The 24,037-nt window shown below is 66.2% G+C and carries 28 protein-coding genes and 1 tRNA gene; 16 read left to right on the top strand and 13 right to left on the bottom strand.

All coding sequences use genetic code 11. From position 1 onward, the window contains the following. Positions 1-11: 11 nt before the first annotated feature. Positions 12-1,169 (bottom strand): cobalt-precorrin-5B (C(1))-methyltransferase CbiD, encoded by a 1,158-nt coding sequence (gene cbiD, locus KBY66_RS07230; RefSeq protein WP_255088613.1) that lies wholly within the window; start codon positions 1,167-1,169, stop codon positions 12-14. Between the two features lie 86 nt (positions 1,170-1,255). Between cbiD and KBY66_RS07225 the strand changes: the two genes are divergently transcribed. Both KBY66_RS07225 and KBY66_RS07220 read left to right on the top strand, forming a co-directional pair. Next, on the top strand, positions 1,256-2,410 hold the full coding sequence (locus tag KBY66_RS07225) for a pyridoxal-phosphate-dependent aminotransferase family protein (protein ID WP_255088612.1): 1,155 nt from the start codon (positions 1,256-1,258) through the stop codon (positions 2,408-2,410). Between the two features lie 38 nt (positions 2,411-2,448). Then, positions 2,449-2,520: transfer RNA gene (locus KBY66_RS07220), tRNA-Gly, on the top strand. Between the two features lie 145 nt (positions 2,521-2,665). Here KBY66_RS07220 and KBY66_RS07215 read toward each other — a convergent pair. From KBY66_RS07215 to KBY66_RS07205, 3 genes are read right to left on the bottom strand one after another with little or no spacing between them, the layout of a single operon-like run. After that, a complete protein-coding gene (locus tag KBY66_RS07215; RefSeq protein WP_255088611.1) occupies positions 2,666-2,902 on the bottom strand; it encodes a hypothetical protein in 237 nt (78 codons plus the stop codon). A 53-nt stretch (positions 2,903-2,955) separates the two neighbouring features. Continuing rightward, a complete protein-coding gene (locus tag KBY66_RS07210; RefSeq protein ID WP_255088610.1) occupies positions 2,956-3,186 on the bottom strand; it encodes a hypothetical protein in 231 nt (76 codons plus the stop codon). 56 nt (positions 3,187-3,242) lie between these two features. Further along, positions 3,243-3,530, bottom strand: a complete 288-nt coding sequence (locus tag KBY66_RS07205) for a hypothetical protein (protein WP_255088609.1) — start codon at positions 3,528-3,530, stop codon at positions 3,243-3,245. On the opposite strand from KBY66_RS07205, the gene KBY66_RS07200 reads away from it, so the two are divergent. Both KBY66_RS07200 and KBY66_RS07195 read left to right on the top strand, forming a co-directional pair. Then, on the top strand, positions 3,524-4,144 hold the full coding sequence (locus tag KBY66_RS07200; RefSeq protein WP_255088608.1) for an AbrB family transcriptional regulator: 621 nt from the start codon (positions 3,524-3,526) through the stop codon (positions 4,142-4,144). The genes KBY66_RS07205 and KBY66_RS07200 overlap by 7 nt on opposite strands. A gap of 52 nt (positions 4,145-4,196) precedes the next feature. Continuing rightward, a complete protein-coding gene (locus KBY66_RS07195) occupies positions 4,197-4,664 on the top strand; it encodes a DUF6554 family protein (RefSeq protein ID WP_255088607.1) in 468 nt (155 codons plus the stop codon). Here the strand turns inward: KBY66_RS07195 and KBY66_RS07190 are convergent. Then, positions 4,658-6,247 (bottom strand): DEAD/DEAH box helicase, encoded by a 1,590-nt coding sequence (locus KBY66_RS07190; protein ID WP_255088606.1) that lies wholly within the window; start codon positions 6,245-6,247, stop codon positions 4,658-4,660. The two genes, KBY66_RS07195 and KBY66_RS07190, sit on opposite strands and share 7 nt — an antisense overlap. A gap of 231 nt (positions 6,248-6,478) precedes the next feature. On the opposite strand from KBY66_RS07190, the gene KBY66_RS07185 reads away from it, so the two are divergent. Genes KBY66_RS07185 through KBY66_RS07175 form a run of 3 tightly spaced genes read left to right on the top strand, consistent with a single transcriptional unit; the run spans position 6,479 to position 8,102 of the window. Continuing rightward, positions 6,479-6,892, top strand: a complete 414-nt coding sequence (locus KBY66_RS07185) for an HNH endonuclease (RefSeq protein WP_255088605.1) — start codon at positions 6,479-6,481, stop codon at positions 6,890-6,892. A gap of 43 nt (positions 6,893-6,935) precedes the next feature. Further along, the gene (locus tag KBY66_RS07180; RefSeq protein WP_255088604.1) at positions 6,936-7,106 is read left to right on the top strand and encodes a hypothetical protein; all 171 of its coding nucleotides are present in this window, start codon (positions 6,936-6,938) and stop codon (positions 7,104-7,106) included. Between the two features lie 60 nt (positions 7,107-7,166). After that, positions 7,167-8,102: an SDR family NAD(P)-dependent oxidoreductase gene (locus tag KBY66_RS07175; protein ID WP_255088603.1), complete on the top strand. Its 936-nt coding sequence runs from the start codon at positions 7,167-7,169 to the stop codon at positions 8,100-8,102. Here KBY66_RS07175 and KBY66_RS07170 read toward each other — a convergent pair. Further along, the gene (locus KBY66_RS07170; RefSeq protein ID WP_255088602.1) at positions 8,092-8,271 is read right to left on the bottom strand and encodes a hypothetical protein; all 180 of its coding nucleotides are present in this window, start codon (positions 8,269-8,271) and stop codon (positions 8,092-8,094) included. The genes KBY66_RS07175 and KBY66_RS07170 overlap by 11 nt on opposite strands. Between KBY66_RS07170 and pdxA the strand changes: the two genes are divergently transcribed. Further along, positions 8,270-9,286, top strand: coding sequence for a 4-hydroxythreonine-4-phosphate dehydrogenase PdxA (gene pdxA, locus KBY66_RS07165; RefSeq protein WP_255088601.1), 1,017 nt, complete (start codon positions 8,270-8,272; stop codon positions 9,284-9,286). The genes KBY66_RS07170 and pdxA overlap by 2 nt on opposite strands. 15 nt (positions 9,287-9,301) lie before the next feature. Here the strand turns inward: pdxA and accB are convergent, their stop codons facing one another. Both accB and efp read right to left on the bottom strand, forming a co-directional pair. Then, a complete protein-coding gene (gene accB / locus KBY66_RS07160; RefSeq protein WP_255088600.1) occupies positions 9,302-9,781 on the bottom strand; it encodes an acetyl-CoA carboxylase biotin carboxyl carrier protein in 480 nt (159 codons plus the stop codon). Between the two features lie 6 nt (positions 9,782-9,787). After that, the gene (gene efp / locus KBY66_RS07155) at positions 9,788-10,348 is read right to left on the bottom strand and encodes an elongation factor P (protein ID WP_255088599.1); all 561 of its coding nucleotides are present in this window, start codon (positions 10,346-10,348) and stop codon (positions 9,788-9,790) included. A gap of 110 nt (positions 10,349-10,458) precedes the next feature. On the opposite strand from efp, the gene KBY66_RS07150 reads away from it, so the two are divergent. Both KBY66_RS07150 and thiL read left to right on the top strand, forming a co-directional pair. Further along, positions 10,459-11,583 carry a peptidylprolyl isomerase gene (locus KBY66_RS07150; protein WP_255088598.1) on the top strand — a complete coding sequence of 375 codons (1,125 nt, stop codon included), beginning with the start codon at positions 10,459-10,461 and terminating at the stop codon, positions 11,581-11,583. 17 nt (positions 11,584-11,600) lie between these two features. Continuing rightward, on the top strand, positions 11,601-12,650 hold the full coding sequence (thiL, locus tag KBY66_RS07145) for a thiamine-phosphate kinase (protein WP_255088597.1): 1,050 nt from the start codon (positions 11,601-11,603) through the stop codon (positions 12,648-12,650). 23 nt (positions 12,651-12,673) lie between these two features. On the opposite strand, the gene KBY66_RS07140 is transcribed toward thiL, so the two are convergent. Then, positions 12,674-13,696, bottom strand: a complete 1,023-nt coding sequence (locus KBY66_RS07140; RefSeq protein ID WP_255088596.1) for a type I glyceraldehyde-3-phosphate dehydrogenase — start codon at positions 13,694-13,696, stop codon at positions 12,674-12,676. A gap of 138 nt (positions 13,697-13,834) precedes the next feature. Between KBY66_RS07140 and murC the strand changes: the two genes are divergently transcribed. The 3 genes from murC to KBY66_RS07125 are packed head-to-tail and all read left to right on the top strand — an operon-like array spanning position 13,835 to position 16,566. Next, positions 13,835-15,277, top strand: a complete 1,443-nt coding sequence (gene murC, locus KBY66_RS07135; protein ID WP_255088696.1) for a UDP-N-acetylmuramate--L-alanine ligase — start codon at positions 13,835-13,837, stop codon at positions 15,275-15,277. After that, positions 15,274-16,194, top strand: coding sequence for a UDP-N-acetylmuramate dehydrogenase (gene murB / locus KBY66_RS07130; RefSeq protein WP_255088595.1), 921 nt, complete (start codon positions 15,274-15,276; stop codon positions 16,192-16,194). Before murC ends, murB begins: the two co-directional genes overlap by 4 nt. 36 nt (positions 16,195-16,230) lie before the next feature. Then, positions 16,231-16,566, top strand: coding sequence for a YbaB/EbfC family nucleoid-associated protein (locus KBY66_RS07125; protein WP_255088594.1), 336 nt, complete (start codon positions 16,231-16,233; stop codon positions 16,564-16,566). A gap of 2 nt (positions 16,567-16,568) precedes the next feature. Here the strand turns inward: KBY66_RS07125 and rsgA are convergent, their stop codons facing one another. From rsgA to grpE, 4 genes are read right to left on the bottom strand one after another with little or no spacing between them, the layout of a single operon-like run. Continuing rightward, positions 16,569-17,600, bottom strand: coding sequence for a ribosome small subunit-dependent GTPase A (rsgA, locus tag KBY66_RS07120; protein ID WP_255088593.1), 1,032 nt, complete (start codon positions 17,598-17,600; stop codon positions 16,569-16,571). A gap of 2 nt (positions 17,601-17,602) precedes the next feature. Next, on the bottom strand, positions 17,603-17,896 hold the full coding sequence (locus KBY66_RS07115) for a sulfurtransferase TusA family protein (RefSeq protein ID WP_255088592.1): 294 nt from the start codon (positions 17,894-17,896) through the stop codon (positions 17,603-17,605). Between the two features lie 21 nt (positions 17,897-17,917). Next, positions 17,918-19,027, bottom strand: coding sequence for a molecular chaperone DnaJ (dnaJ, locus tag KBY66_RS07110; protein ID WP_255088591.1), 1,110 nt, complete (start codon positions 19,025-19,027; stop codon positions 17,918-17,920). After that, the gene (gene grpE, locus KBY66_RS07105) at positions 19,027-19,758 is read right to left on the bottom strand and encodes a nucleotide exchange factor GrpE (RefSeq protein ID WP_255088590.1); all 732 of its coding nucleotides are present in this window, start codon (positions 19,756-19,758) and stop codon (positions 19,027-19,029) included. The genes dnaJ and grpE overlap by 1 nt, the downstream gene beginning before the upstream one ends. A gap of 192 nt (positions 19,759-19,950) precedes the next feature. Between grpE and KBY66_RS07100 the strand changes: the two genes are divergently transcribed. The 3 genes from KBY66_RS07100 (at position 19,951) to KBY66_RS07090 (ending at position 23,979) form a co-directional block, all read left to right on the top strand. Then, entirely contained in the window at positions 19,951-21,705 is a 1,755-nt protein-coding gene (locus KBY66_RS07100; RefSeq protein WP_255088589.1) for a GspE/PulE family protein, read from the top strand. 81 nt (positions 21,706-21,786) lie between these two features. Further along, complete coding sequence (locus tag KBY66_RS07095; RefSeq protein WP_255088588.1) at positions 21,787-22,866, top strand: type IV pilus twitching motility protein PilT; 1,080 nt, start codon at positions 21,787-21,789, stop codon at positions 22,864-22,866. 12 nt (positions 22,867-22,878) lie between these two features. Next, on the top strand, positions 22,879-23,979 hold the full coding sequence (locus KBY66_RS07090) for a type II secretion system F family protein (RefSeq protein WP_255088586.1): 1,101 nt from the start codon (positions 22,879-22,881) through the stop codon (positions 23,977-23,979). Positions 23,980-24,037 lie beyond the last annotated feature (58 nt).

Raw genomic sequence — 24,037 nt, 5'->3', positions numbered from 1 at the left:
GCCCTTTCGATTCACCCTAAAGGGTGCCGGAAAGCCTGGAGCAGCGCCCGCCCCTCAGCCCCGCAGGCGCGCAAGCGGCGGGCACGATCGAACAGCACGGCGCCGATCCTCAGCGGCCACGACCCGTAGCGGGCCAGGTAGGCCAGGCTGCGGCTCTCGATCGTGTCCGCCAGGCGCTGCTCCACCCGCGCCGCCAGGACGGGATCGTGGACGGCCAAAGCGGCCAGGGCCGCCTCCACCGTGGAGGCCCCATGCAGCCGCTCGAGCGGTTCACCGGTGAGGCCCTCCAGGGCCGCGAGGGTGGTGAGCACCTCCGCCCTGCCATCGGCCAGATGGTGGTGGGTATGAAAGATGCCGCCGGCCAGCTTGATCAATTTGCCGTGATAGCCGAACAGGATCAGGCGTTGAACCCCTGCCTCGGCGGCCGCCACCAGTACCGGGCCCAGCCAGTTGCCGGCCTTGAGCAACAGCTCCGCCGGCAGCCCCAGCTGGGGGGCCAGATCCAGACCGTTCTCGCCGATCACCACCACCAGATTGCCGCCGAAATCGGCTTGGGCGGCCCTGTGACGGAGATCCTCCAGGCAGGCCTCCAGCTGGTCGGGCGCTGCGCTGCGCTGCACGATGGCCTGGGTGCCGATCAGGGCCAGGCCATCCACCACCCCAAAGGCGGCGTTGCTGGTGCGCTCGGCCAGGCGCCGGCCCTGGGGAAAGATGATCCGCAAACGCAGCCCCTGGCCATTGGGCCAGAGGGGGCGAAGGTTGGTTTCGAGCAGCTCGCGGGCGTAGCTGGAGTGGCAGAGGTCGGCGCTGGTGGCATGGATTCCCACCCCCTCGCCTGCCTCGAGCCGCAGCCAGGCTCCGTCAGCGTCGGGTGGCGGTTCTGAACCGGGTTGCCACCGGCTTGCCAGCACCCAGACCGCCAGGTCACGGGTGAGATCCAGCCCCTCGCCGGGCTGGCAGCGACTGACCCCCAGGGCCTCGGTGGCGCCGAGGCGGGCGGCTGCTTCCACCGGCACGGGTTGTCGGCCGGGTGGATCCAGCAGCTCCAGCAGCGGTGCTGGATCGGTGGGTTGAATCGACTCCTCGGCTCCCTGAACCAGCGCCACCACCGCCGCGCGCGCCGCCGCCACCACCCAGACCGGCAGGGTGAATGCTGTGGAGGTGGTCATCTCGGCACCGCTCCAAGGTGGGGCTGTGGCCCCTTTTTTATGCTGGGCGATCGCGCCGCCGCGCCTCCACCCTCCGCCCCCCCTCCATGCAGGACAAGCTGACCCTGATGATCCCCGGTCCGACCCCGGTACCGGAGACCGTCCTGCTGGCGATGAGCCGCCATCCGATCGGCCACCGCAGCGCCGAGTTTCAGGCGATCGTCAAGCGCACCACCGCCCAGCTCCAGTGGCTGCATCAGACCGAAGCTGACGTGCTGGTGCTCACCGGCAGCGGCACCGCCGCGATGGAGGCCGGAATCATCAACGTTCTCAGCCATGGAGACAAGGTGCTCTGCGGAGACAACGGCAAATTCGGCGAGCGCTGGGTGAAGGTGGCCAGGGCCTACGGACTCGACGTGGAGGTGATCCAGGCGGAATGGGGCCAACCCCTGGATCCTGAAGCGTTCCGCGCCAGCCTCGAAGCTGACACCGACAAGCGCATTCGAGCTGTGATCCTCACCCATTCGGAGACCTCCACGGGGGTGATCAACGACCTGGAGACCATCGCTCGCCATGTCCACGCCCATGGCCAGGCCCTGATCGTGGCCGATTGCGTCACCAGCCTCGGCGCCTGCGACGTGCCGATGGACGACTGGGGCCTCGATGTGGTGGGGTCCGGCTCCCAGAAGGGTTACATGATGCCGCCGGGTCTCAGTTTCGTGGCGATGAGCAAGCGGGCCTGGCAGGCCCAGGAGCGCTCCGACCTGCCGAAGTTCTATCTGAATCTGGCCACCTACCGGAAAGCGGCCGCCAAGGACAGCAACCCCTTCACCCCTCCGGTGAATCTGTACTTCGCCCTGGAGGCGGCGCTGGAGATGATGCAGAAGGAAGGGCTGGAGTCGATCTTCGCGCGCCACGCCCGCCACCGTCGCGCCGCCCAGGCGGGCATGAAAGCGATCGGCCTGGCGCTCTATGCCGCCGAAGGCCACGGAAGCCCGTCGATCACGGCGGTGGCGCCGGAGGGGATCGACGCGGAAGTGCTGCGCAAAGCCGTCAAGGAGCGTTTCGACATCCTTCTGGCTGGAGGCCAGGATCACCTGAAGGGCAAGGTCTTTCGCATCGGTCACCTCGGTTTCGTCTGCGACCGTGATGTCCTCACCGCCGTGGCGGCGATCGAGGCCACCCTGCAGGCCCTCGGCCTCTCGAAGGGAGTCGTCGGCGCCGGGGTGGCTGCAGCCGGCGCCGAACTGGCCCGCGGCTGACCAGCCCCCGGGCAGATTGTTTGCTAGTTTGTGCTGGCGCGGGTGTAATTCAGTGGTAGAATGTCAGCTTCCCAAGCTGAACGTCGCCGGTTCGAGTCCGGTCACCCGCTTGTAGCACGAATCAAGGCCACGGTTTTTCTGAATTCCTGATTCTGAATTCCTACAGAGGGCTTAGGGCCCGGAGCGATTCTGAATGAGGCATCATCGTGATCAGGACGTCGCGATCAAGAAACAGTAATCACCTGGTCCGCTTGATCAGGAACGGGGCTTGATCAGTTGCAGCACCTGGGGACCAGTGGTACTCAAGCGACGCTCACAATCCAAGGCCTTGAGAATGGCCCGGGCGGCCTGAACCAGATCCCCGATCGCCGCAGCAGCGGCAGACTCCGACTCCAGGCGGCTGAGCTGAAGCAGTAGAAAAGCTCGCTGATCTTTCTGCAGGGAGTTGGTGTGTTGCAGACTTGGCTTGGCTTGAAATTGAATGGAAACCACCACGAAGATTCACAAAAGCTATTCAGCCAGTGAGAGTTTACCTCTGGGCCGATTCAGGTGCCAGGCTCTTCACCCTCACCGCCGAGGGCGGAAATCTGGGAGCGGAGCTGATCAACCTTGATACGATCGCCCCTGGCCACGGCGACGGCAAGGGCGAATTCAAGTTTTTCGAGCTGGTGACCACCCTCGATGAAGCCGGACGTGACCTTGCGCACGGAACTCAACACGTAACCTTCGGCGCCGATCGGACGGGGCAGAGGGCAGGCGGGATAAGTGTTCGCCATGGTTGCATTTCTTTTTATTCTGTCATCCCTCTCGGGTGCGATGCGACACAGCAAGGTCAGGCCGCGTTGGGGAAGTCTTCCCTGATGGCCTGGGGCTCCAGGAATTCAGAGGCTCCTGGCAACGAAGGCTCCTCGAGGAGCAGACGGCAATCGCGAAGCAGCACCTCCACGTGGGCCAGGGCTTCGAGTTCGGCCGGCTCCGGTGACTGGCGTTGCTCGATGGCTGTCTCCAGCGCCCCCAGTCGCTGTTCCATTCGAACCAACCGATGGGAGAGGGCCGTGACCGTTTGGGCGAGGTCTTCGGCCGTGCGCGTAATCCGGAAGGAAACCGATTCAGGTGCCATCTCAGCGGAGCGGTAAGGCTGATGACAGCACAGATCGACCGCAGACTCAAGCCTTCTCCCAAACTGGCTGGATCCACCTGGCGCCTCTGGCCATGACGTCAACAGTCGGTTTGGGGATCTACCTGCTGGGGGGCCTGGTCGGGGGGCTGCTGGCTCTGCGCACGGGGATCCCCGCCGCACCCCTGGCCGGTGCCCTGCTGGGGGCGGGCCTGATCAGCATGAGCGGCCGACTCGAAGCCGCCCAGTGGCCCTCGGGCACCCGCACGCTGCTAGAGATCGCCATCGGCACGGTGATCGGCACCGCCTTGACCAACTCGGCGTTGCTGGAACTGCGCCAACTCTGGCGGCCCGCCATCGTGATCACCCTGACCCTGGTGGCCACGGGCCTGGTGGTCGGGCTCTTGTGCAGTCGCTGGCTGGGAGTCGATCCGGTGATCATGCTGCTGGGGGCGGCACCGGGCGGCATCAGCGGCATGAGCCTGGTCGGCGCCGAGTTCGGGGTTGGGGCCGCCGTGGCCGCCCTCCATGCGGTGCGGTTGATCACCGTCCTGCTGGTCCTGCCGCTCACCGTTCGCCTGGTGGTCTCGGCAACAGGTGGTCATGCCTCGAGCTGAGTCCCACCGGCCTTGACCTCGACAGCCTCAAAGCGACCGATACGTTGGGGCCATGGCCGCTGGTTCACCCGACATCTCCATGCACCCCCGTCGCCCCCTCTCCCTCCAGCCGCTGCTTCGCCTCGGCGCGACCCTGGCGCCCGCCCTGGTCGCCCTTGCCCTGCCCCTGCCCCTGCTCAGTCAGACCACCCCCCAGCCAACGATGGCCAGCGTGTCCGACAAAGGAGCGCAGGTGTACTGCTTCATGCGGACATCGGGCAACAACCATGAGGTGAGCTGGTCCGCCGCCTATGCCTTGATCAAGCGGCAGAGCGACAGCCTTTTCAAAACTTCACCGGAGCACGCTGCCGTGATGATCACCGAGGCCGTGGTCCGCAACCCAAGTGCCTATCCCGATTGCGGCCGCTATCTGGGAGCGCTTTACGGCTCTGAAAAGCCCCCTCTGGCACCGACGTCCAGCTCGGGACCCGTTCCGATCCAGAGCGGGGGGACCACCCGTAGCGATCGCTACAACTACTGAGTCCCCTCCGCCCCCGGCGAAGGCTCCGACGACCAGCGATCGATCAGGCCCTGCACCATCGCGGGCAGGGAGTCCCGTTGAAGGGTGGTCCGTCGGCCCTCCAGCAAGAGGGCGACACGCTCGGCCTTGCTGGCGATCAAGCCGTCGACCAGCTGGTCGGCCACCCCAAGCTGCAACCAGTGACTCGTCAGGGGCCCGCCCATGCCGATCCGATGGCAGCGATCCTCCGCCTGTTCGGCATCGCCCGGAGTCCAGGGGCGCTCCAGCAGCACCACATGGGCGGCGCGGTTCAGGTTGAACCCCAGCCCCCCCGTGCCGAAGGTGGCGATCAGCAGCGGGGTCTGCCCATCCTGAAACCGGTTCACCTGTCCTTGCCGTTCGGCCGACTTCAATCGGCCTGTGAGCAGGCCCCCCCCCAGGCGTTCGTGCATCCGTTCCGCGGCGGCCACGAAGGCGGTGAACACCACCACGGCCCGGCGCTTCTGGAGCAACCCTCCCACCAGCTCCACAGCGGTGGGCAACTTGTACTGGGCTCCGATCTGGCGCAGGGCCGTCAGCATCGCCAGGGCCTCGGCACCGGGGCGGACTTCCCCCCGAATCGCCCGGCGGCGGTAGTCGTCCACCTTGCCCTGCAGCAGGTGCTGGAAGCCCCTGCCCTGGCTGGGCGAAAGCTCCACGGGATGGAGTTCCCGTCGTTTCGGGGGTAGATCGAGGCAATCTTGTTTGCGCCGATGGAGCATCAGGGGACGGGTCAGATCCTGCAGTTCATCGAGCCGCTCGGCACCCCTGGCCTGCCAACGCTGCTGTCCGTTCACCTGGCGACAATGGCCCTGGCAGTAACGCTGCTCGAAGTCCTGCTGATCACGGCCGAGTGGATGGCCGATCGCCACCAGCAACGGAAACAGCTGGGACGGACGGCCGTTCTTCATCGGTGTGCCGGTGAGCAGCCAGATGGTCCGCAGCCGCGGATGCCGTGCCAAACGGAGCAGGGCCTGGGTGCGGGCGGCCGAAAGGTTCTGGGCGTAATGGGCTTCATCCACGATCAGCACCGTTCCGGCCGGGGGCAGACCACGGGGCAGACGGCCCCAGCTGACCAGCTCCAACTCGAGCCCGAGCGCCATCGCCTCCTGGCGCCAATGGGCATGCAGACCCGCCGGTGCCACCACCGCGACGCGGCAGGCGGCCAGGCGCACCATCGCCCGGGCCGCCACCAGGGCGGTGAGGGTCTTGCCCAGGCCCATGGCATGGGCAAGCAGCCCACCGCGCCGGGCCAGCAACCAGCGGGCAGCCAGCCGCTGATGGGGAAAGAGCTGGCGACCATCCGGCAAAAGCTGCTCCAGCTGGGCAGCCGCCACCAGGGCCCGGTGGGGAGGCAAGGGAGGCAGGGGTTGCTCCAGCCAGGTCATCCACTGGGCGAGTTCGGGATCGACCGAAAACCTCCCGGCCAGCAGGTTGCGCAGGGCCAGGGACGCCTCCAGGGGGAACTCCCAGCAGCGTCGGCGTGCCCGCCAGAGCCCCTGGGGACGAACGGCACGCAACTGGGCCTGGGTGACCGGATCGAAGGGGAAGATCACCTCGATCAAACCGCTGGCACCCAGGCCAAGCCGGCAGATCGGCTCCTGGCCCCGGACGACGGCCAGGCTGGCGTAGACCGAAGCAGAAGAGCCGCAGGCCAGAAAGGATCACCGCACCAAGGGTCGAATCTAGGCTGATCCCTCGCACTGCTCTGGCTGTGCCAAACCGGTAAAAAGCAGTGTTCGACACATTGACAGCCGAGCAGTTGGGGGCAAACTGGCCTCAATTGAATCAAGAGGATGCACGCCAGAGATGCGGTCTTTCTTGAAGAACTCTGCCCCAAACTTCGGGTCCGTCATTGGCGACAATCCCTCCACAAATACACCCATCACCGTTGTATTTACTGTGGTGATCGCTCGGAATCCATCGACCACCTGATGCCCCGCTGCCGGGGCGGTCTGAGCGTCACGGCTAATTGCGTGCCGGCCTGCCTGGCCTGCAACGGCCACAAGAGTGATGCCGACACCTTTGATTGGTACCGGCGCCAGCGTTTCTACGACCCCCGGCGGGCCATGGCGATTCGGGCCTGGATGGATGGGGATCTGCGGCTGGCCGTGCGCCTGCTGCAATGGGCCACGCCGGAGAACGTCATCAACGCCAGCCCGGCCCCGACAGCGCAGGGCCCTGGCGGCCTGATGTTGCAGGCGGCCTGATCCGTGGCCTGGGTCACCAGACCCGGCAGGCGGCTGGGCTGTTGTGGCGCAGGCAGATTTCACCCTGGTCCTCTGGGCGCTCAGGTGCGATCACGGCGGCGGCCACCAGCAGGAGGCCAACGACCAGAGCGGCGGGCGCCCCCAGCCTGGATCGACGCCCAGCCTGGGGGCGCCGACGCCCAGCCCGCGCAGCGGCCGGTCGCTCCAGACCTAGAGATGGAGAGCAACAGGAGACGGACATCGATCAAGGAATGACTCTGGTACAGGTGTACCCATGACGGCAGCGCTTGTCAACTCCCCGGCGCCAAAGCTGCTGGTGCTGGGGGGGGGCTACAGCGGTCTTCGCTTCGCCAGGGCCGCCCTGGCCCAGGGCATGGCCGTAACCCTCAGCCATCGCCTGGCCTCCCCGCACGGCTCCGGGCAAACCGAGGGCGGCGTGGGCACCGGGCTCCGCTGGCTGCCCTTTGATTCCGAGCGGGGGGTGCGGCCGGAGGCGGGGCCCCTTGCCGGCACAAGCCATGTTCTGGTGACGATCCCTCCCGATGCTGGGGGGCTTGATCCAGTGCTGAGCAACCTGGCCCCCCTGCTGGGCCAACTCCCCCTCCAATGGGTGGGCTATCTCTCCACCACCGGCGTTTACGGAGACCGGGGCGGGGGCTGGGTCGATGAGTCTGCAGCTGTCCAGACCAGCCTGCCGCGTTCCAAGGCCAGGCTGACCTGCGAGCAGCTCTGGCTGCAAACCGGCTGGCCGGTGCAGGTGTTCCGCCTGCCGGCGATCTACGGACCCGGCCGGTCCCCCTTCCAAAACCTGCGGGAGGGCAGGAGCCGGCTGATCCACAAGCCCGGCCAGATGTTCAGCCGCATCCATGTCGACGACATCGTCGGCGCCCTGCTGCATTGCCTGCGGCTGGCCCCGAACCAACGTCCGACCCTGGTGAACCTGGCCGATGACCGGCCCTGCCCGTCAACCGAGAGCCTGGGCCATGCCGCCCATCTTCTGGGCTGCAAGCTTCCGGCGGTGGAGCGTTTCGCGGACGTCGCGGCCGGTCTGAGCCCGATGGCCCGAAGCTTCTGGGCCGAAAACCGACGGACCAGCAACCGCAGGCTCTGCCAGGAACTGGGCTACCGCCTGCGCTACCCCAGCTTCCGCGAGGGCTACCGTGCCTGCCTGGCGGAGGAAAGCACCAGCGGAAAAGGCATCATGGGCTGACGGCGGTGGCCGGGGGTGGACAGACCGGCGTGGCGTCCGGCTGCAGGCTGTTCAGGGTCGGCAGTTTGGTTTCCGCCATGAAGCGGCACCAGTCGATGGTGATCCAGCCCCGCTGCAGGCCGGTGCCAAGACCGAACAACATCGAACCAATCAGCAACCAACGGATCATGGGCCCAGCGCTCCCCAGACTTCAGGGTAGGCAGCGACGCATCGCCCTCTGCCTGGGAGATCCCGCCGGCATCGGTGCGGAGGTGAGCCTCAAGGCCCTCGCCGCGCTGAAGGGGGTGGGGATCGAGGTGGTTCTGGTCGGTTGTCGCCACTGGCTGGAGCGCAGCCATGCCGCCCTGCGGGAGCTGAGCCCGGTGCCGCTGGCCGATCCCTCCGACCACCCCATCCTTGATCTGCCCCTCGATGGGGAGCTGGAACTCGGTCGGGGCAACGCCGCCAGCGGAGCCGCCAGTTTCGCCTGGCTGACGGCGGCGACGGAGCTCGTGCGAAACGGCCAATGCCATGCCCTCACCACCGCGCCGATCGCCAAACAGGCCTGGCATGCGGCCGGCCACCCCTATCCAGGCCAGACGGAGCGGCTGGCGGAGCTGGGCGGCGGCCATGAAACCTCGATGCTGTTCACCGCCAGGGCCCCGCGGGGGAACTGGCGGCTCAACACCCTGCTGGCCACCACCCACATCCCCCTGAGCGAGGTGCCCCAGCGGCTCTGTCCCGCCCTCGTGGAACGCAAACTCGAGGTGCTGCTCAGCTTCTGCCGACGCTTTGAGACCAGGCCCCAGCTGGTGGTGGCCGGGCTGAACCCCCATGCCGGTGAAACCGGTCTGCTGGGGAGGGAGGAGCAGGACTGGCTGATCCCGACCCTGGAGGGCTGGCGCCGCCACCATCCCGACGTGGAGCTGCTGGGCCCCCTGCCCCCGGACACCTGCTGGCTGGGGGCGGCCGCGGCCTGGCGCGGCGAAGCCAAGGGACCCAGCGGCTACCTGGCCCTGTATCACGATCAGGGGCTGATTCCGGTCAAGCTGCTGGCCTTCGACGAAGCGGTGAACACCAGCCTCGGGCTGCCCTTCCTGCGCACCTCACCGGATCACGGCACCGGTTTCGACATTGCCGGCCAGGGGATCGCCAGGGCCCGAAGCATGGCGGCGGCGCTGGAGACGGCCTGGGAGCTGGGTTGAGCCGGCGGATCCGACTCAGGCCGGCTTGACCCGGACCAGCACCTGGCCGTACTCCACCGGCGTGCCGTTCTCCACCAGGATCTCGACCACTTCGCCGCTCACCTCGGCCTCCAGTTCGTTCATCAGTTTCATCGCCTCGAGGATGCAGACCGGCTGGCCGACGGCGATGCGGCTGCCGAGTTCGACGAACGGCGGATCATCAGGGGTGGCAGCCCGGTAGAAGGTGCCCACCATCGGCGCCGTGATGTCGACCAGATCGGCGCGGACGGCGGCGGTGGGAGGGGGCGTTGAGGGGGACGGAGCTCCGGACGGGGTTGGAGCTGGGGCTGGCACCGCCTGGATGGCAGCAGCGGCTGGAGCCGGCGGCGGCGCGGCGACCGGCAGGTTGCGCCTCACCTCCAACCGGAAGTCGTCGCCTTCGAGCTTGAACTCCTGGATGTCGCTCTGCTCGAGAACGGCGAGCAGCCGGTGGAGCTGGTCATGGTCGAGCTGCATGGCGCCTCAGGACTCCCTACCCAGGTACGAGTCGGTGCGGGTGTCGATCTTGATCTTCTCGCCGATCGTGATAAACAGGGGCACCATCACCTGGGCACCCGTTTCCACGATGGCCGGCTTGGTGCCGCCGGTGGCGGTGTCGCCCTTGACCCCAGGGTCCGTCTGGGTGACCTCCAGCACGACGGAGTTGGGCAGCTCCACTTCGAGGGGCGAGCCGTTCCAGGAGACCACATTCACCTCCATGCCCTCCTTGAGATACTTGCGACCTTCGCCGATCTGCTTGGCCGACAGGCGGGTTTCCTCGAAACTTGCCATGTCCATGAAGACATACTCCTCAATCTCCATATAGGTGTGCTGCAGGGTTGATTTCTCGAGCACGGCCTGGGCCACGGTTTCTCCGGCGCGGAACGTTTTGTCGACAACGCTGCCGCTCTGGACCCCCTTGAGCTTGGTCCGCACGAACGCCGACCCCTTGCCTGGCTTGACATGAAGAAACTCCACAACACGCCAGACCTGGCCATCCAGCTCGATCGTGGTTCCGGTACGAAAATCGTTGCTGGAGATCATTCCGGCGGCACCTTTGAGCGGGATTGTACGGCTGCCGTCCCACCGCCAGACCGTCGGCTGAATCCCCGCTGGCCAGCCGTGCCAAAGTCCGTGGATCGGCTGGATCAGCCATGCCAACACTCCTCACCCGTCCGCATCGAGGTCTTGATCCCGCCCGCTGGATCGGCCGCGGGCTTTCTTTCGTTCTCGCCGCCCTGGTCGGTTCGATCGTGGGCTTCGGCGGCGCGGCAACAGCCAGGGCCGCCCTGCCTCCCGGCAATGCGGTCAGCGATCCGTCCGCCCTGCTGCGCAATGCCCTGCCGATCCCGCCCGGCGACCTGCAGGATCTGCAGCATCGGCTGGAAGCCACCAGTGACGAACTGCGGGCCAAACGCTGGAGCGCCCTGACCAGCACAGTGCGCCGCAGCCAGTCGCTGCTGACCAGCCGCCGCGGTGCCCTGCTCAACGCGTTCACCGCCGCCGACCAGGCGGAAGCCGAGACCCTCCTCGACCAGCTGGAGCTCCAGCTTCGGGACCTCTCCACCGCCAGCGAGACCCAGAACCGCGACGCCTTCCTCGAGGCCCGCCGCGTTGCCCTTGGCACCATCGGCACCGCCGAAGCGCTTCTTGTCGGGCCGTTTCCCTTCGAGATCCCCACTGAATTCGCCGCCCTGCCGCGGCTGCTGGGCCGGGCAACGGTTCGGCTCACCACAACCAAGGGGGATCTGACCGCCGTGGTGGACGGCTACAACGCCCCGATCACCGCCGGGGCCTTCGTGGACCTAGTCCAGCGCGGTTTCTACGACGGCCTGCCCTTCAACCGCGCCGAGGACTTCTATGTGCTCCAGACCGGAGATCCCCCCGGGCCTGCCGATGGCTTCATCGATCCAGTCAGCCAGACGCAACGCAGGGTCCCCCTGGAAATCCGGGTGCCTGGAGAAGAGCAACCCTTCTACAACCAGACCTTCGAAGATCTCGGGATGTTCAAGGCCACGGCGGTGCTTCCCTTCGCCACCAAGGGAACCCTCGGCTGGGCCCATTCCGACGGGGCCCTCGACGATGGCTCGTCCCAGTTCTTCCTCTTCCTCTTCGAAGCGGAACTCACCCCGGCCGGCCTCAACCTGATCGATGGTCGCTACGCCGCCTTCGGCTACGTGGTGGATGGATTCGAAGTACTTGAGGAGCTCACCGCCGAGGACGGCATCGTCAAGGCCACCGTGCTGGAGGGGGCCGAGAACCTGCGGCCCCATGGCTGAGCCAGCCTGGCCAGGCGGTGGCTGAGCCGGTGGATCCCAGCCTGGCCGAGCTGGGCGAGTGGGGCCTGCTGGAGCGGATCGCCGCCTTTGCGCCACCGGGCCAGCTCGATGACGATGCCGCCCTGCTGGCGGAGCGCGCCGGGGCGGTGCTGGTGATCAACACCGATGTGCTGGTGGAGGGGGTTCACTTCAGCGACGCCACGATCGCCCCCGTCGATCTGGGCTGGCGTGCCGCCGCCGCCAACCTGTCCGATCTTGCGGCGATGGGCTGCCGGGAGGTGGTCGGGCTGACCGTTGGACTGGTGGCCCCCCCCTCCACCCGCTGGAGCTGGGTGGAGGGGGTTTACCAGGGGCTGGCCCAGGCCCTGGATCGGCATGGAGGTCAACTGCTGGGCGGCGACTGCAGCGGCGGCCTGCAGCGCCTGCTGGCCATCACGGCCCTGGGGCGGCTGGGGCCCGCCGGAGCCATCCGGCGTTGCGACGGGCGGCCGGGTGATCGGCTGGTGTGCACCGGCCCCCATGGACTGAGTCGGCTGGGCCTGGCCCTGCTGCGTCAGGAGCCCATGCCGCCCTCACTGCCGCTGGAACTGCAACAGCAGGCTGTGACTGCCCACCGGCGCCCGGTGCCTCGGCACGATGCCGTGGCAACCCTGGAGCAGACCAGGCCAGCCGGGCTGAGCTGGAGGGTGGGAGGCACCGACAGCAGCGATGGGCTGGCCGCCGCCGTGGCCGCCATCGCCCGTGCCAGCCGGTGCGACGCCCTGCTGGATCGCCATGGCCTGCCAATGGCCCGGGGGATGGACCGCCTGGCCCAGGCTGAAGCCTGGTGCCTGGGGGGAGGTGAGGATTTTGAACTCGTCCTGGCACTGGATCCAGGCTGGGCGGCCGGGTTTCTGGAGGCGCTGCCAGGAGCCACGGCGATTGGCTGGTTGGAACAAGGCCTTGATCCAGCCCCTGAGGGAAATGCCCATGACGATCAAAGGATCCACTGGTCAAACGGTGAACCGTTCGACAATGAATCGATAGGATTCACTCACTTCCAAGGATCCATCGATGACCGGCCGTGAAAAAGTTCACGACCGGATGGTGATCACTGCCAGTGGCGAGCCACCACTTCGGCCAGGTCGACAACCCGCTGGCTGTAGCCCCATTCGTTGTCATACCAGGAGATCACTTTCACCATGTTGTCTCCCATCACCAAGGTGAGATCGGCATCCACGATGGCCGACTCATCGGTGCCGGCGTGGTCGGAGGACACCAAGGGGAGATCGCAGTACTTGATGATGCCCTTCATGCCATTCTCCGCGGCCTGCTTGAGCACGGCATTGACCTCTTCCTTGCTGGTGGCGCGGCTCACCTCAATGACGAGATCCACCACGGACACATTGGGGGTCGGCACCCGCATGGCGATTCCGTTGAGCTTGCCCTCCATCGGCGGATAGACCAGCGCGACGGCCTTGGCGGCCCCGGTGGAGGTTGGAACGATGTTGATGGCGGCGGCCCGGGCCCGGCGCAGGTCGCGGTGGCTGGCATCGAGGATGCGCTGATCCCCCGTGTAGCTGTGGGTTGTCGTCATCGTGCCCTTGACGATGCCGAAAGTCTGGTCGAGGACCTTGACGACGGGCGCCATGCAGTTGGTGGTGCAGCTGGCGTTGCTGATGATGTCGAAGGCGTCATGGGTGTACGCACCCTCGTTGACGCCCACCACGAACGTGCCGATGCCGGGCCCTTTGCCGGGGGCCGTGATCAGGACTTTGCTGGCGCCGGCCTGCAGGTGCTTACCCGCCCCGTCCTTGTCGATGAAGACACCGGTGGCCTCGATGACAAGATCCACACCCCATTCCTTCCAGGGGAGGTTGAGGGGATTGCGATCCGAGAAACACTTGATGGAGCGACCGTTGACAATCAAGGCGTCATCGGCATAGCTCACCTCGGCATTGCGAATCTTGCCGAGCATCGAGTCGTACTCGAGAAGATGGGCGTTGGTGTGGGGGTCGGAGGTGTCATTCAGGCCCACGATCTCGATACCCGTGTCGACCCCTCGGCTGAGCCAGCAGCGCATGAAGTTGCGACCGATCCGGCCAAATCCATTGATCGCAACACGCAGGGTCATGGCAGAAACGGGAAAACCGCGTCAGAATAGGATTTGGCTGTCGATCATACAGAAATGCCCCTCGGCCACCTTTCGGGCCTGCCGGGCTGGGCAGTGGGGGAATCACCGATTAAGTTTCAGGGCGCCGTGGTGACGCCCTTGGGACTGCTGCTCGATCGCCTGCAACCTCTGCATTTCATCGGGGTCGGTGGAATCGGCATGTCCGCCCTGGCTGTGATTCTGGCGGATCGCGGCTTCCAGGTCAGTGGTTCCGACAGCCGGGACAGCAGCGTTGTTCAGGATCTGCGCAACCGTGGCGTGAAGGTCTACGGGGTCCAGGGTGCCACCACGATCGAAGCCCTTTGCACGGATCAGTCTCCACTGCCCCAGGTGGTGATCAGCAGCGCGGTGCCCAACGGCAACCTTGAACTGGAAGCGGCCCGCCGGGCAGGACTGCCGGTGTTTCACCGCTCGGATGTCCTGGCGGCCCTGATCAACGGCCAGCCTTCAATCGCCGTGGCCGGCAGTCACGGAAAAACCACCACCAGCACCCTGATCGCCACCCTGCTCGCCGCCACCGGCAACGATCCGACAGCCGTGATCGGCGGGGTCGTGCCGGCTTTCCGCAGCAACGCAAGGGCGGGCCAGGGCAGGCTTCTGGTCGCCGAGGCGGACGAATCTGATGGTTCCCTGGTGAAGTTCAGGCCCACCCTGGGCCTGATCACCAATCTCGAACTCGACCACACCGACCACTATCCGAACCTCGAGGCCCTGATCCACACCCTCGGTACCTTCGCCGCCGGCTGCGAGACGGTCCTGGCCAACGGGGATTGCCCCGTGTTGCGCGAGCATTTCCAACCCGCCGCCTGGTGGTCGATCGAAGCGGCCGAGGGGGTCGGATTCGCGGCCCTTCCCTTGGATATGCAAGGCGATGGGACCCTCGCCGACTTCTACGAGGACGGTGTCTGCGTGGGCAGCTTCTGTCTTCCGGTTCCCGGCCGCCACAACCTCAGCAATGCCACCGCTGCCCTGGCCGCCTGCCGGTTGCAAGGCATTCCCTTTGCTGTGCTCACGGCCGCCATCCAGTCCCTCAAGGCCCCCGGCCGTCGCTTCGACTTCCGCGGAAGCATCGACGGGCGGCTGATCGTCGATGACTACGCCCACCATCCCAGCGAAGTGGACGCCACCCTGCGGATGGGCCGGCTGATGGTGGAGACCGGCCGCAGCCCCCTGCCCACCGCCCCCAAGCGGGTGATGGCCGTGTTCCAGCCCCATCGCTACAGCCGCACCGCCGAGTTCCTCCACCCGTTCGCCACCGCCCTGGCCCAGGCCGACATGGTCTTGCTCGCACCGTTGTACGCCGCCGGGGAAACCCCGATTCCGGGCATCTCCTCCGAACGCCTGGCCAGCGAGATCCGCCAGGTTCGGCCCGAGCTGACCGTGCATGTGGCGGCGAACCTCGACCAGCTGGCGGGGCAGGTCTGCCGCCACTGCCAGGCGGGTGACCTGGTGCTGGTGATGGGCGCCGGGGATGTGAACGGGCTCTGGGAACGGCTGCAGTCTCGACCGGAGCTGGATGCGCCGGCATCCCTGGTCGCATGAGCCCGGCCGGGCCAGCCGGATTGCGTCAGCGGGTGCCCCTCGACGCTTACACCACCTGGAAAGTGGGTGGACCGGCCGAATGGTTCGCCGAACCGGCCCAGACCGATGAACTGGTCGCCCTGGCCCGTTGGTCGAGTCGGATGAACCTGCCGCTGCATCTGATCGGAGCGGGCTCGAACCTGCTGGTCAGCGACAATGGGCTGGAGGGCCTGGTCCTCTGCAACCGCCGTCTGCAGGGCAGCCGCCTGGACGCCGGCTGCGGATCGGTGGAGGCCCAGGCCGGCGAGCCCCTGCCCAGCCTGGCCAGGCGGGCGGCGCGGGCCGGGCTCAGCGGCCTGGAATGGGCGGTGGGAATTCCTGGCACGGCAGGAGGTGCCGCCGTCATGAACGCCGGAGCCCAGGGGAGCTGCCTGGCCGAGTGGCTCGAATCGGTCACCGTGCTCGAGCCGAGCGGGGCGAACGAACCCTTCACCTTGACGGCGGCCGACCTGGACTTCGCCTACCGCCACAGCCGGCTGCAGCAGGAGCCGCTGCTCGTCCTCTCCGTGCGGTTCCGGCTCAGCGCCGGCCACGATCCAGCCGAGATCGGCCGGCGCACCACCGCCAACCTTCAGAGCCGAACCACGAGCCAGCCCTACCACCAACCCAGCGGCGGCAGCGTCTTTCGCAACCCCGAGCCGAGCAAGGCGGGGCAACTGATCGAGGCCCTCGGCCTCAAGGGCCTGGCCATCGGCGGGGCGATGGTGTCACCGGTGCATGCCAATTTCATCGTCAATACCGGCGACGCCCGCGCCGAGCAGATCGATGCCTTGATTCAGCAGGTCCAGGCCAGGGTGCGCGGCGCCCATCAAATCGATCTGCACCCCGAAGTCAAACGTCTGGGGCGCTTCGCCGCGGTGCCATGGGCGTGTGGATGACCAGGCCCTAGCCTTCGTGCCACACGCATTCCTGGCATGGCCGGCTTCGGACTTCCCAACTTCGGTCAACTGACCGAAGCCTTCCGCAAGGCCCAGCAGATTCAGCAGGATGCCCAGAAGCTCCAGGATGAACTGGACGCCATGGAACTGGAGGGAAGCAGCGCCGACGGCCGCGCCAGCGTCTGGCTATCCGGCAACCAGCAGCCCCTGCGGGTGCGGCTTGCGCCGGAGTTGGTCACGGAAGGCGCCGAGGCCACCGAAGCCGCCACCTTCGAGGCCCTCCAAGCGGCCTATGACCGCTCCACGGCCACCATGAAGGAACGCATGGAGGAACTCACCGGCGGCCTGAACCTGCCGGGTCTGGGGGGCTGAGGTCACGCGCTGACTCCCCGTGGGGGGGGGTCCTTGTCCTGGCCTTGCTGGCGCAGGCTTTGCCTGGAGGTCTGCCGCAACCGGGACATCCACGAACGCCGCTCCGTTGGTGCGGCCCCAGGGAGCAGCAGCTCCTGGAGACACTGGTCATACAAGGGGTATCGGTCCCAGTCGGTGCCGACCGCACAGCCGGGATCACCGGCGTGCAGGCAATTGGTGTAGCGGCAGAACCCCGCTTCCAGTCGACGGACCACCTCCGGGAAGAGGGCCGCCAGCCGGGTGGGATCGGCGGGAAGGTCCGGCCGGTTGAAGCCGGGCGTGTCGGCCAGCAGGGCTCCGGGCGCCAGGGGAAACAGCTCGACGTGGCGGGTGGTGTGGCGGCCGCGGCGCAGCTTGCCGGACACCGTTCCCACCCGCAGGGCCAGGGCGGGAGCCAGGGCATTGAGCAGGCTGCTCTTGCCCACCCCGGAGGGGCCGCAGAGCACGGCAAGACCGGGGCTGGAAAGCCGCTGGCGGATCTCCAGCAGACCTTCACCCGTGGTCAGGCTGAGCGGGTGGGGCTGGTAGCCCCAAGACTCGAGCCGCCGCATCCAGGTCTGCACGGCCTCGCTCCCCAGCAGGTCGGCCTTGGAGAGCACCAGTTCGACCGACTGGGCCGTGGCCTCGGCCGTGAGCAGGAACCGGGTGAGCTGGAGCGGGTCGAGGTCGGGCTCGGCAACCGCCACCATCACCACCACCCGGTCGCAGTTGGCCACGGCCGGGCGGCCCAGCCAGCTGTGGCGGGGTTCCACGGCCTTGATGGCGCCCCGGCAGGCGGGCCAGTCGAGGCCATCGAGCGCGACCCGATCTCCCACACACACCTGTTGGCCCCTCTTGCCCAGGCGGGTGCGGCGAACGCAGAGCAGGCGCCCAATCCCGCCCGGACCGGGCTGATCCAGCTGCACCTGGCAGAAGTTGGCCTGCAGGGCCACCACCAGGCCGGACACGATTGGATCGACAGCCACAGGATCAACAGCCGCGGGATCGGCCGCCACGCCTAGGCGCCGCCGCGGCGGATCATCAACCGCACCGCAGCAGACGTGGGGCCAGGGCCTGCGGCCTCGATCGGGAGGGGGGAAGAATCGACCCGGTGCCCTTCGGCCCGCAGGCCCTCGGTCACCATCCGCTCCGGTTCGCCGGCATCAAGATACACCAGCAGCCAGGCGCCGGGGGCGATGGTTTCCAGCTTCAGGCGGCTGCGAATGAAATTGACGGGGCAGGGGGTGCCACGCAGATCGAGCCGCTGCTGGGGGTCTGGCTCCTGCTGGAATCCGGGCCTGTCCACCGCCATGGCGCTCGATTGCAAGGGGACTTAACCGAACAGGCCACCGAACAGGCCGCTTTTGTGGGGGTGGCCCTTCTCGGAGTGGTGCCCGGCCAATTGCTCAAGCAGCTCCCGTTCATGGTTGCTGATCTTGGTGGGCAGCTGCACCTTGACCGTGAGCAGATGGTTGCCCCGGGCCACTGGATTGCCCAGCTTCGGCACCCCCTTGCCGGTCAGGGTGAGCACGGCGCTGGGCTGGGTGCCGGCCGGAATCTCTACCGATTCGGGGCCATCGACGGTGTCGACCTCGATCTTGTCACCAAGAATCGCCTGAAGGTAATTCACCGCCACATCGGAGTGGATATGGATGCCATCCCGGCGCAACTTCTCATGGGCCTGCACGAACAGATACACGTACAAGTCTCCGGCTGGACCCCCGCGCTGACCGGCATTTCCCTCACCACTGACGCGCAGCCGGGTGCCCGAATCGACGCCCGCCGGGATGGTGATGCGCAGCTTCTTGCGCACCTGCTGCACACCCTGGCTGCCGCAATCGCCGCAGGGATCTGCAATCACCTGGCCGGTGCCTTCGCAGGTCGGGCAGGGGGCCACCTGGGTGAAGCTGCCGAAGGGGGTCCGGGTGGCGCGGCGCACTTGTCCGGCTCCGCCGCAGGTGCCACAGGTGGTGGGGCCGCTGCCGGCCTTGGCTCCGGATCCCTGACAGGTGGCGCAGGTTTCGAGATGGCGGATCTGCACGTCGCGCTCCTGGCCGAACACGCCTTCGTTGAAGCTGATGTTCAGATCCAGCCGCAGATCGTCCCCCTGGCGGGGCCCCCGGCGTCGGGGGGCGCTGCCAGCCGCGCCACCGCCAAAGCCACTGAAGAAGGTTTCAAACAGGTCAGCAAAGCCACCCACATCGCCCATGTCCGGGGCGCCGCCCCCGGAGACGCCGGCCTCGCCGAACTGGTCGTAGCGGGCACGGGTCTGGGGGTCGCTGAGAATCTCGTAGGCCCGGCCGATCTCCTTGAAGCGCTCCTCCGCCGCCGGGTCCTTGTTCACATCCGGGTGGTACTGGCGGGCGAGCCGCCGGTAGGAACGCTTCAGGGTCTCGGCGTCGGTATCCCGGCGCACGCCCAGCAGGTCGTAGTAATCGGCCATCAGAGCCCTTCCTCGCCGGCGTTCTCGCCATCCCTGGCTTGGCCTGGATCCGTGGAGACGCCAGGGCCGGGCCCCATGGACACCTTCACCAGGGCATGGCGCAGGACGCGGCCATCGAGCTGGTAGCCCCGCTGGAGTTCTTCGAGCACCAGATCTTCGGCGAACAGGTCACTGGGTTCACGCAACACCGCTTCGTGCAGCTTTGGATCGAAGGGTTCCCCCTCCACCCGCATCGGTGCCACCCCCAGCTGTTTGAACACCTTGACCAGTTGCTCATAGAGGGCCTGGTAGCTGCGGTGCAGCGCCTGGGCTTCCTCGCTCTGGGGATCGAGCTGTTGCCGGGCCCGATCGAAGTTGTCGACCACCGGCAGGATTTCACTGAGGGTGGAGCAGGTGATCTGCAGGCGCAGGTCGTCCTGATCACGGCTCTGGCGCTTGCGGAAGTTGTCGAAATCGGCCGCGATGCGCATGTACTGGCTACGGACGGTGTCGTGCTCGGCGCGCAGGCTGGCCAGCTCAGTCTCCAGCTGCCGCACCCGACCGGCGGGATCGGCGGCCGGATCAATCGAGGACTCCTGCTCCTGCTCGGCGGCGGCGAGCCCATCGGAAGCCTGGTTCGACGCCTCAGCCCCAGCGGGAGCAGGAGCTTCGAGAGGCTGGGGGCTGCCATCCTGGAGGACATCCGCCTGGGTGAACGGTTCCTGTTGAACCGGTGAGGCTTCTCCACTCATGCTGACTTGACCGCGAATCGCTCTTAGACATGTTGGACGTCGGAGCGCACCTCCCACAAGCGGCGGAAGCCCGCACCTCCTGAACACCCCCTGCGCCCATGACGCGTTCCCTCTCCCGGCCCGTGCCGGAATTCCCCCAATCCGAGACCAGCAATGGATCGAGCGGGAACTGAACTGCTCCTGGGGGAGCGGATGCTGAGATCCAACGAGCTGCACCAGGCGGATCCGTTGGCGATGGAGGCCTGCTCCTCGATCGATGCCGCCGGCTGGCAGTCCTTCGGCTGCCTGCCGCTCCGTCAGTTCGGCGAACGCCTCGTGGTGGCGATTCCAGCAGACTGGGGGCCCGACCAGCGCCAGGCTCTGAGCAGCGCCGTGGCCCAGGCTGGCCTCGAGACGGATCTGCGCCCTGCCCTGAAACAGGAGATCGAGGCGGTGCTGGCCAGCCGCCGGCTCGAAGGGCATCGGACCAGCCCCCCACCCGGTGATCCGGCAAGCGTGAACCCTGGCCCGGTTGGAGCACTGCCGCCGCCACCGGCCCGGCTCTCCCTGCTCGAGGATCTGAGCCTCGACGACCAGCTGGACGCCGCGCCGGAGGAGCAGGACGCCGCCATGAACCTGGAGGAGAACCTTTCCGCCTCCAGCGCCTCGCCGGTGGTGAGCCTGGTGAACCGGATCCTGATCCAGGCCCTCGACACCGACTCCAGTGACATCCACGTGGAGCCCCAGGAAGACGGCCTCCAGATCCGCTTCCGTCAGGACGGGGTGCTGCATCCCCTTGAGCAGTTGCCGAAGTCGCTGATTCCGGCGATCACCTCCCGGCTCAAGATCATGGCCGACTTGGACATCGCCGAGCGGCGGATGCCCCAGGACGGCCGCATTCGCAGGAAATTCAAGGGTCGCACCATCGAGCTGCGGGTCAGCACCCTGCCCGGTCGCTGGGGCGAAAAGGTGGTGATGCGGCTGCTCGACAGCAGCTCGGCCCAGCTCAGCCTGGACTCCCTGATCACGGATGCCGCCGCCCTGGCGAGCGTGCGGGCCCTGGGCTCCAAACCCTTCGGAATGATTCTGGTGACAGGGCCCACCGGATCCGGGAAATCCACCACCCTCTATGCCCTGCTCGCCGAGCGCAACGAGCCCGGCATCAACATCTCGACGGTGGAGGATCCGATTGAATACACCCTGAATGGAATCACCCAGACCCAGGTCAACCGGGACAAGGGTTACAACTTCAGCACGGCCCTGCGGGCGTTCATGCGCCAGGACCCCGATGTGCTGCTGGTGGGGGAAACCCGCGATGGCGAAACCGCAAAAACCGCGATCGAAGCAGCCCTCACCGGTCACCTGGTGCTGACCACCCTCCATTGCAACGACGCCCCGAGTGCGATCGCTCGCCTGCAGGAAATGGGTGTCGAGCCTTTCATGGTCAGTGCCTCCCTGCTGGGGATCGTCTCCCAGCGACTTCTGCGGCGGATCTGCATGCAGTGCCGAATCAGCTACCACCCCAGCGAAGAGGAACTGGGGCACTTCGGCCTGCTGGCCAGTCAGGAGGAATTGATCACCTTTTACCGGGCCAATCATTCCCTTAATGGCAATCATCCAACCTGCCCGGCTTGCCAGGGGAGAGGCTACAAGGGGCGAATCGGCGTGTATGAAGTCTTGCGTGTCAACGACACCCTGGCCACAGCGATTGCTCAGAGCGCAAGCACGGATGTGATTCGGAAGTGCGCCTTGGACGAGGGCATGAAAACCCTGCTAGGATATGGCCTAGACTTGGTTCGCGAGGGATACACAACGCTGGAGGAAGTTGAGCGCATGCTTCTGACCGACACCGAACTGGAGTCGGAGCGACGCATTCGCGCCCTCACCACGCTCACCTGCCAAGGCTGTGGCGCAGGGCTGAAGGGCGAGTGGTTGGAATGCCCCTACTGCCTCACTCCAAGGGGCTGATTCCAGCAGCCCATCCCCAGGCAATCCGTGGTCTCACCGGATCCGTTCATCTTTACCATCCCAATTCATCGCCACGTCACCATGGAGGTTCAGATTGAGGAGTTGATGGAGCAACTGGTGCGCGACAAGGGCAGTGACCTCCATCTCAGTGCCGGCCAGCCCCCATTCGGCCGCTTCAACGGGGAGCTCAAACCGATGCACGAGCAGAGCCTCACGGAGGAAGCCTGCAACCGGATGATCTTCTCGATCCTCAACAACGGACAACGCAAACAACTGGAGCAGACCTGGGAACTGGACTGCTCCTATGGCCTGCGGGAACTGGCTAGATTCCGCGTGAACGTCTACAGCCAGAAAGGCACCTACGCCGCCTGCCTGCGTGCGTTGAGCAGCAACATTCCCACCCCGGAGGATCTCAGTCTTCCCCAGGTTGTTGTTGAGATCACAAACCGACCCTCAGGCTTGGTACTGATCACGGGCCCAACCGGCTCCGGCAAGAGCACCACCCTCGCCTCGATGCTGGACCACATCAACCGGAACAGCGCCAAGCACATCATCACGATCGAGGATCCGATCGAATTCACCTACAAAAGTGATCGCAGCCTGATTCATCAACGGCAACTCAACGAGGACACGAAAAGCTTTGGCAATGCCCTTAGGGCGGCCCTGCGGGAAGATCCCGATGTGATCCTCGTCGGCGAATTACGGGACCTCGAGACAATTCAGCTGGCCATCACCGCCGCCGAGACCGGCCACCTCGTCTTCGCCACCCTGCACACCAGTTCGGCCTCCCAAACCGTCGACCGCATGGTGGATGTGTTCCCTGCGGCTCAGCAGACCCAGGTGCGGGTGCAGCTCAGCAGCAGCCTGGCGGCGATCTTCGCCCAGACCCTCTGCAGGCGCAGCCACCCGGGCCACCATTCCTTCGGTCGCGTGATGGCCCAGGAAATCATGGTCAACACCCCAGCCCTGGCCAACCTGATCCGGGAAGGAAAAACGGCCCAGATCTACTCCCAGATCCAAACAGGCGGACAGTTGGGGATGCAGACCATGGAAAAGGCGCTCGCCAACCTGGTAGCCAACGGCGACATTGAGCTGGACGAAGCCCGCTCCCGCTCGACCAGGCCGGACGAGTTGAACCGCCTGCTCCTCAGGGGCACCTGATCCCGACCAGCCATGGCTTCCTTTCTGGCAACCTTCACCACCTCAGCCGGGAAAACCAAGGAGTTGCTGATCACGGCGGTGGATGTGGTCAGCGCCAAGCGGGATCTGCGCCGCCGCGGCATCCTGCCCACATCCGTTGTCCCCCTGGCCGCGACCCGCTCCAGCCAGGCCACTCAGGGAGGTGACCCGGCGAAGGTTGGGAGCCTGTTCAGCCGCGACCTTGGTGCTTTCTTTGAGGCCAGGCCGAACATTCGGGACAAGGCGGTTTTCGCCAACAAACTTTCGGCGCTGATCGATTCGGGGGTGCCGATCGTGCGCAGCCTCACCCTGATGGCTGGCCAGCAAAAGAAGCCGATGTTCCGTCGGGCCCTGGAGGCGATTGGCCGGGACATCAGCGAAGGGGACAGCCTTGGCAAAGCCATGCGCAAGTGGCCGAAGGTGTTCGATCGGCTCAGTGTGGCGATGGTCGAAGCCGGGGAACTCGGTGGGGTCCTCGATGAAACTCTCAAGCGGCTGGCCCTGCTGCTGGAGCAGAACGCCAAGTTGCAAAATCAGGTGAAGGGGGCGCTTGGCTACCCGGTTGCCGTTCTGGTGATCGCCGTTCTGGTGTTCCTGGGCATGACCATCTTCCTGATTCCCACCTTCGCCACCATCTTCGAGCAGCTCGGGGCCGACCTGCCCCCGTTCACCCAATTGATGGTCAACATCAGTGCACTGCTGCGTTCGCCCTTTTCGATCTATCTGGTCGGGGTGCTGGTGATTACCGCCTGGTTCTTCCGGGGTTTCTACAAAACCCCCGTCGGCCGCCGCAGGGTGGATGGCGTGATGCTGAAAATCACCCTGTTAGGCGACCTGATCCAGAAAACGGCCACAGCCCAGTTCTGCCGCACCTTCAGCGCCCTGAGCAAGGCCGGCGTTCCCATCCTGAAGGCCCTTGAGATCGTCAAGGAAACTGCCGGCAATGCGGTGATTGCCGATGCCATCCAGGCTTCGCGCACCGAGCTGCAGAACGGCATTCCCCTAAGGAAGCTCTGGACAACACGTCCGCATAGCCAGTCGCGGTCCACCAATTGTTCGGATTGGACTATTTCAGCAGAGATCAGGCTGGAATGAGCCTGATCTCACCATGTTTGGGGACTGGCCCGCTTCCATTGAGGGCCGTTTTAGCCCT

Source organism: Synechococcus sp. Tobar12-5m-g, assembly GCF_024345415.1.
Taxonomy (GTDB): Bacteria; Cyanobacteriota; Cyanobacteriia; order PCC-6307; family Cyanobiaceae; genus Regnicoccus.
This window is presented reverse-complemented; position numbering and strand designations above follow the sequence as displayed.

Bases quoted from the DNA above. Each gene is read 5' to 3' on its own strand.
- cbiD (WP_255088613.1), bottom strand. From the start codon at position 1,169: ATGACCACCTCCACAGCATTCACCCTGCCGGTCTGGGTGGTGGCGGCG.
- KBY66_RS07225 (WP_255088612.1), top strand. From the start codon at position 1,256: ATGCAGGACAAGCTGACCCTGATGATCCCCGGTCCGACCCCGGTACCG.
- KBY66_RS07210 (WP_255088610.1), bottom strand. From the start codon at position 3,186: ATGGCGAACACTTATCCCGCCTGCCCTCTGCCCCGTCCGATCGGCGCC.
- KBY66_RS07205 (WP_255088609.1), bottom strand. From the start codon at position 3,530: ATGGCACCTGAATCGGTTTCCTTCCGGATTACGCGCACGGCCGAAGAC.
- KBY66_RS07195 (WP_255088607.1), top strand. From the start codon at position 4,197: ATGGCCGCTGGTTCACCCGACATCTCCATGCACCCCCGTCGCCCCCTC.
- KBY66_RS07185 (WP_255088605.1), top strand. From the start codon at position 6,479: ATGCACGCCAGAGATGCGGTCTTTCTTGAAGAACTCTGCCCCAAACTT.
- KBY66_RS07175 (WP_255088603.1), top strand. From the start codon at position 7,167: ATGACGGCAGCGCTTGTCAACTCCCCGGCGCCAAAGCTGCTGGTGCTG.
- pdxA (WP_255088601.1), top strand. From the start codon at position 8,270: ATGGGCCCAGCGCTCCCCAGACTTCAGGGTAGGCAGCGACGCATCGCC.
- KBY66_RS07170 (WP_255088602.1), bottom strand. From the start codon at position 8,271: ATGATCCGTTGGTTGCTGATTGGTTCGATGTTGTTCGGTCTTGGCACC.
- accB (WP_255088600.1), bottom strand. From the start codon at position 9,781: ATGCAGCTCGACCATGACCAGCTCCACCGGCTGCTCGCCGTTCTCGAG.
- efp (WP_255088599.1), bottom strand. From the start codon at position 10,348: ATGATCTCCAGCAACGATTTTCGTACCGGAACCACGATCGAGCTGGAT.
- KBY66_RS07150 (WP_255088598.1), top strand. From the start codon at position 10,459: ATGCCAACACTCCTCACCCGTCCGCATCGAGGTCTTGATCCCGCCCGC.
- KBY66_RS07140 (WP_255088596.1), bottom strand. From the start codon at position 13,696: ATGACCCTGCGTGTTGCGATCAATGGATTTGGCCGGATCGGTCGCAAC.
- murB (WP_255088595.1), top strand. From the start codon at position 15,274: ATGAGCCCGGCCGGGCCAGCCGGATTGCGTCAGCGGGTGCCCCTCGAC.
- KBY66_RS07125 (WP_255088594.1), top strand. From the start codon at position 16,231: ATGGCCGGCTTCGGACTTCCCAACTTCGGTCAACTGACCGAAGCCTTC.
- KBY66_RS07115 (WP_255088592.1), bottom strand. From the start codon at position 17,896: ATGGCGGTGGACAGGCCCGGATTCCAGCAGGAGCCAGACCCCCAGCAG.
- dnaJ (WP_255088591.1), bottom strand. From the start codon at position 19,027: ATGGCCGATTACTACGACCTGCTGGGCGTGCGCCGGGATACCGACGCC.
- grpE (WP_255088590.1), bottom strand. From the start codon at position 19,758: ATGAGTGGAGAAGCCTCACCGGTTCAACAGGAACCGTTCACCCAGGCG.
- KBY66_RS07100 (WP_255088589.1), top strand. From the start codon at position 19,951: ATGCTGAGATCCAACGAGCTGCACCAGGCGGATCCGTTGGCGATGGAG.
- KBY66_RS07095 (WP_255088588.1), top strand. From the start codon at position 21,787: ATGGAGGTTCAGATTGAGGAGTTGATGGAGCAACTGGTGCGCGACAAG.
- KBY66_RS07090 (WP_255088586.1), top strand. From the start codon at position 22,879: ATGGCTTCCTTTCTGGCAACCTTCACCACCTCAGCCGGGAAAACCAAG.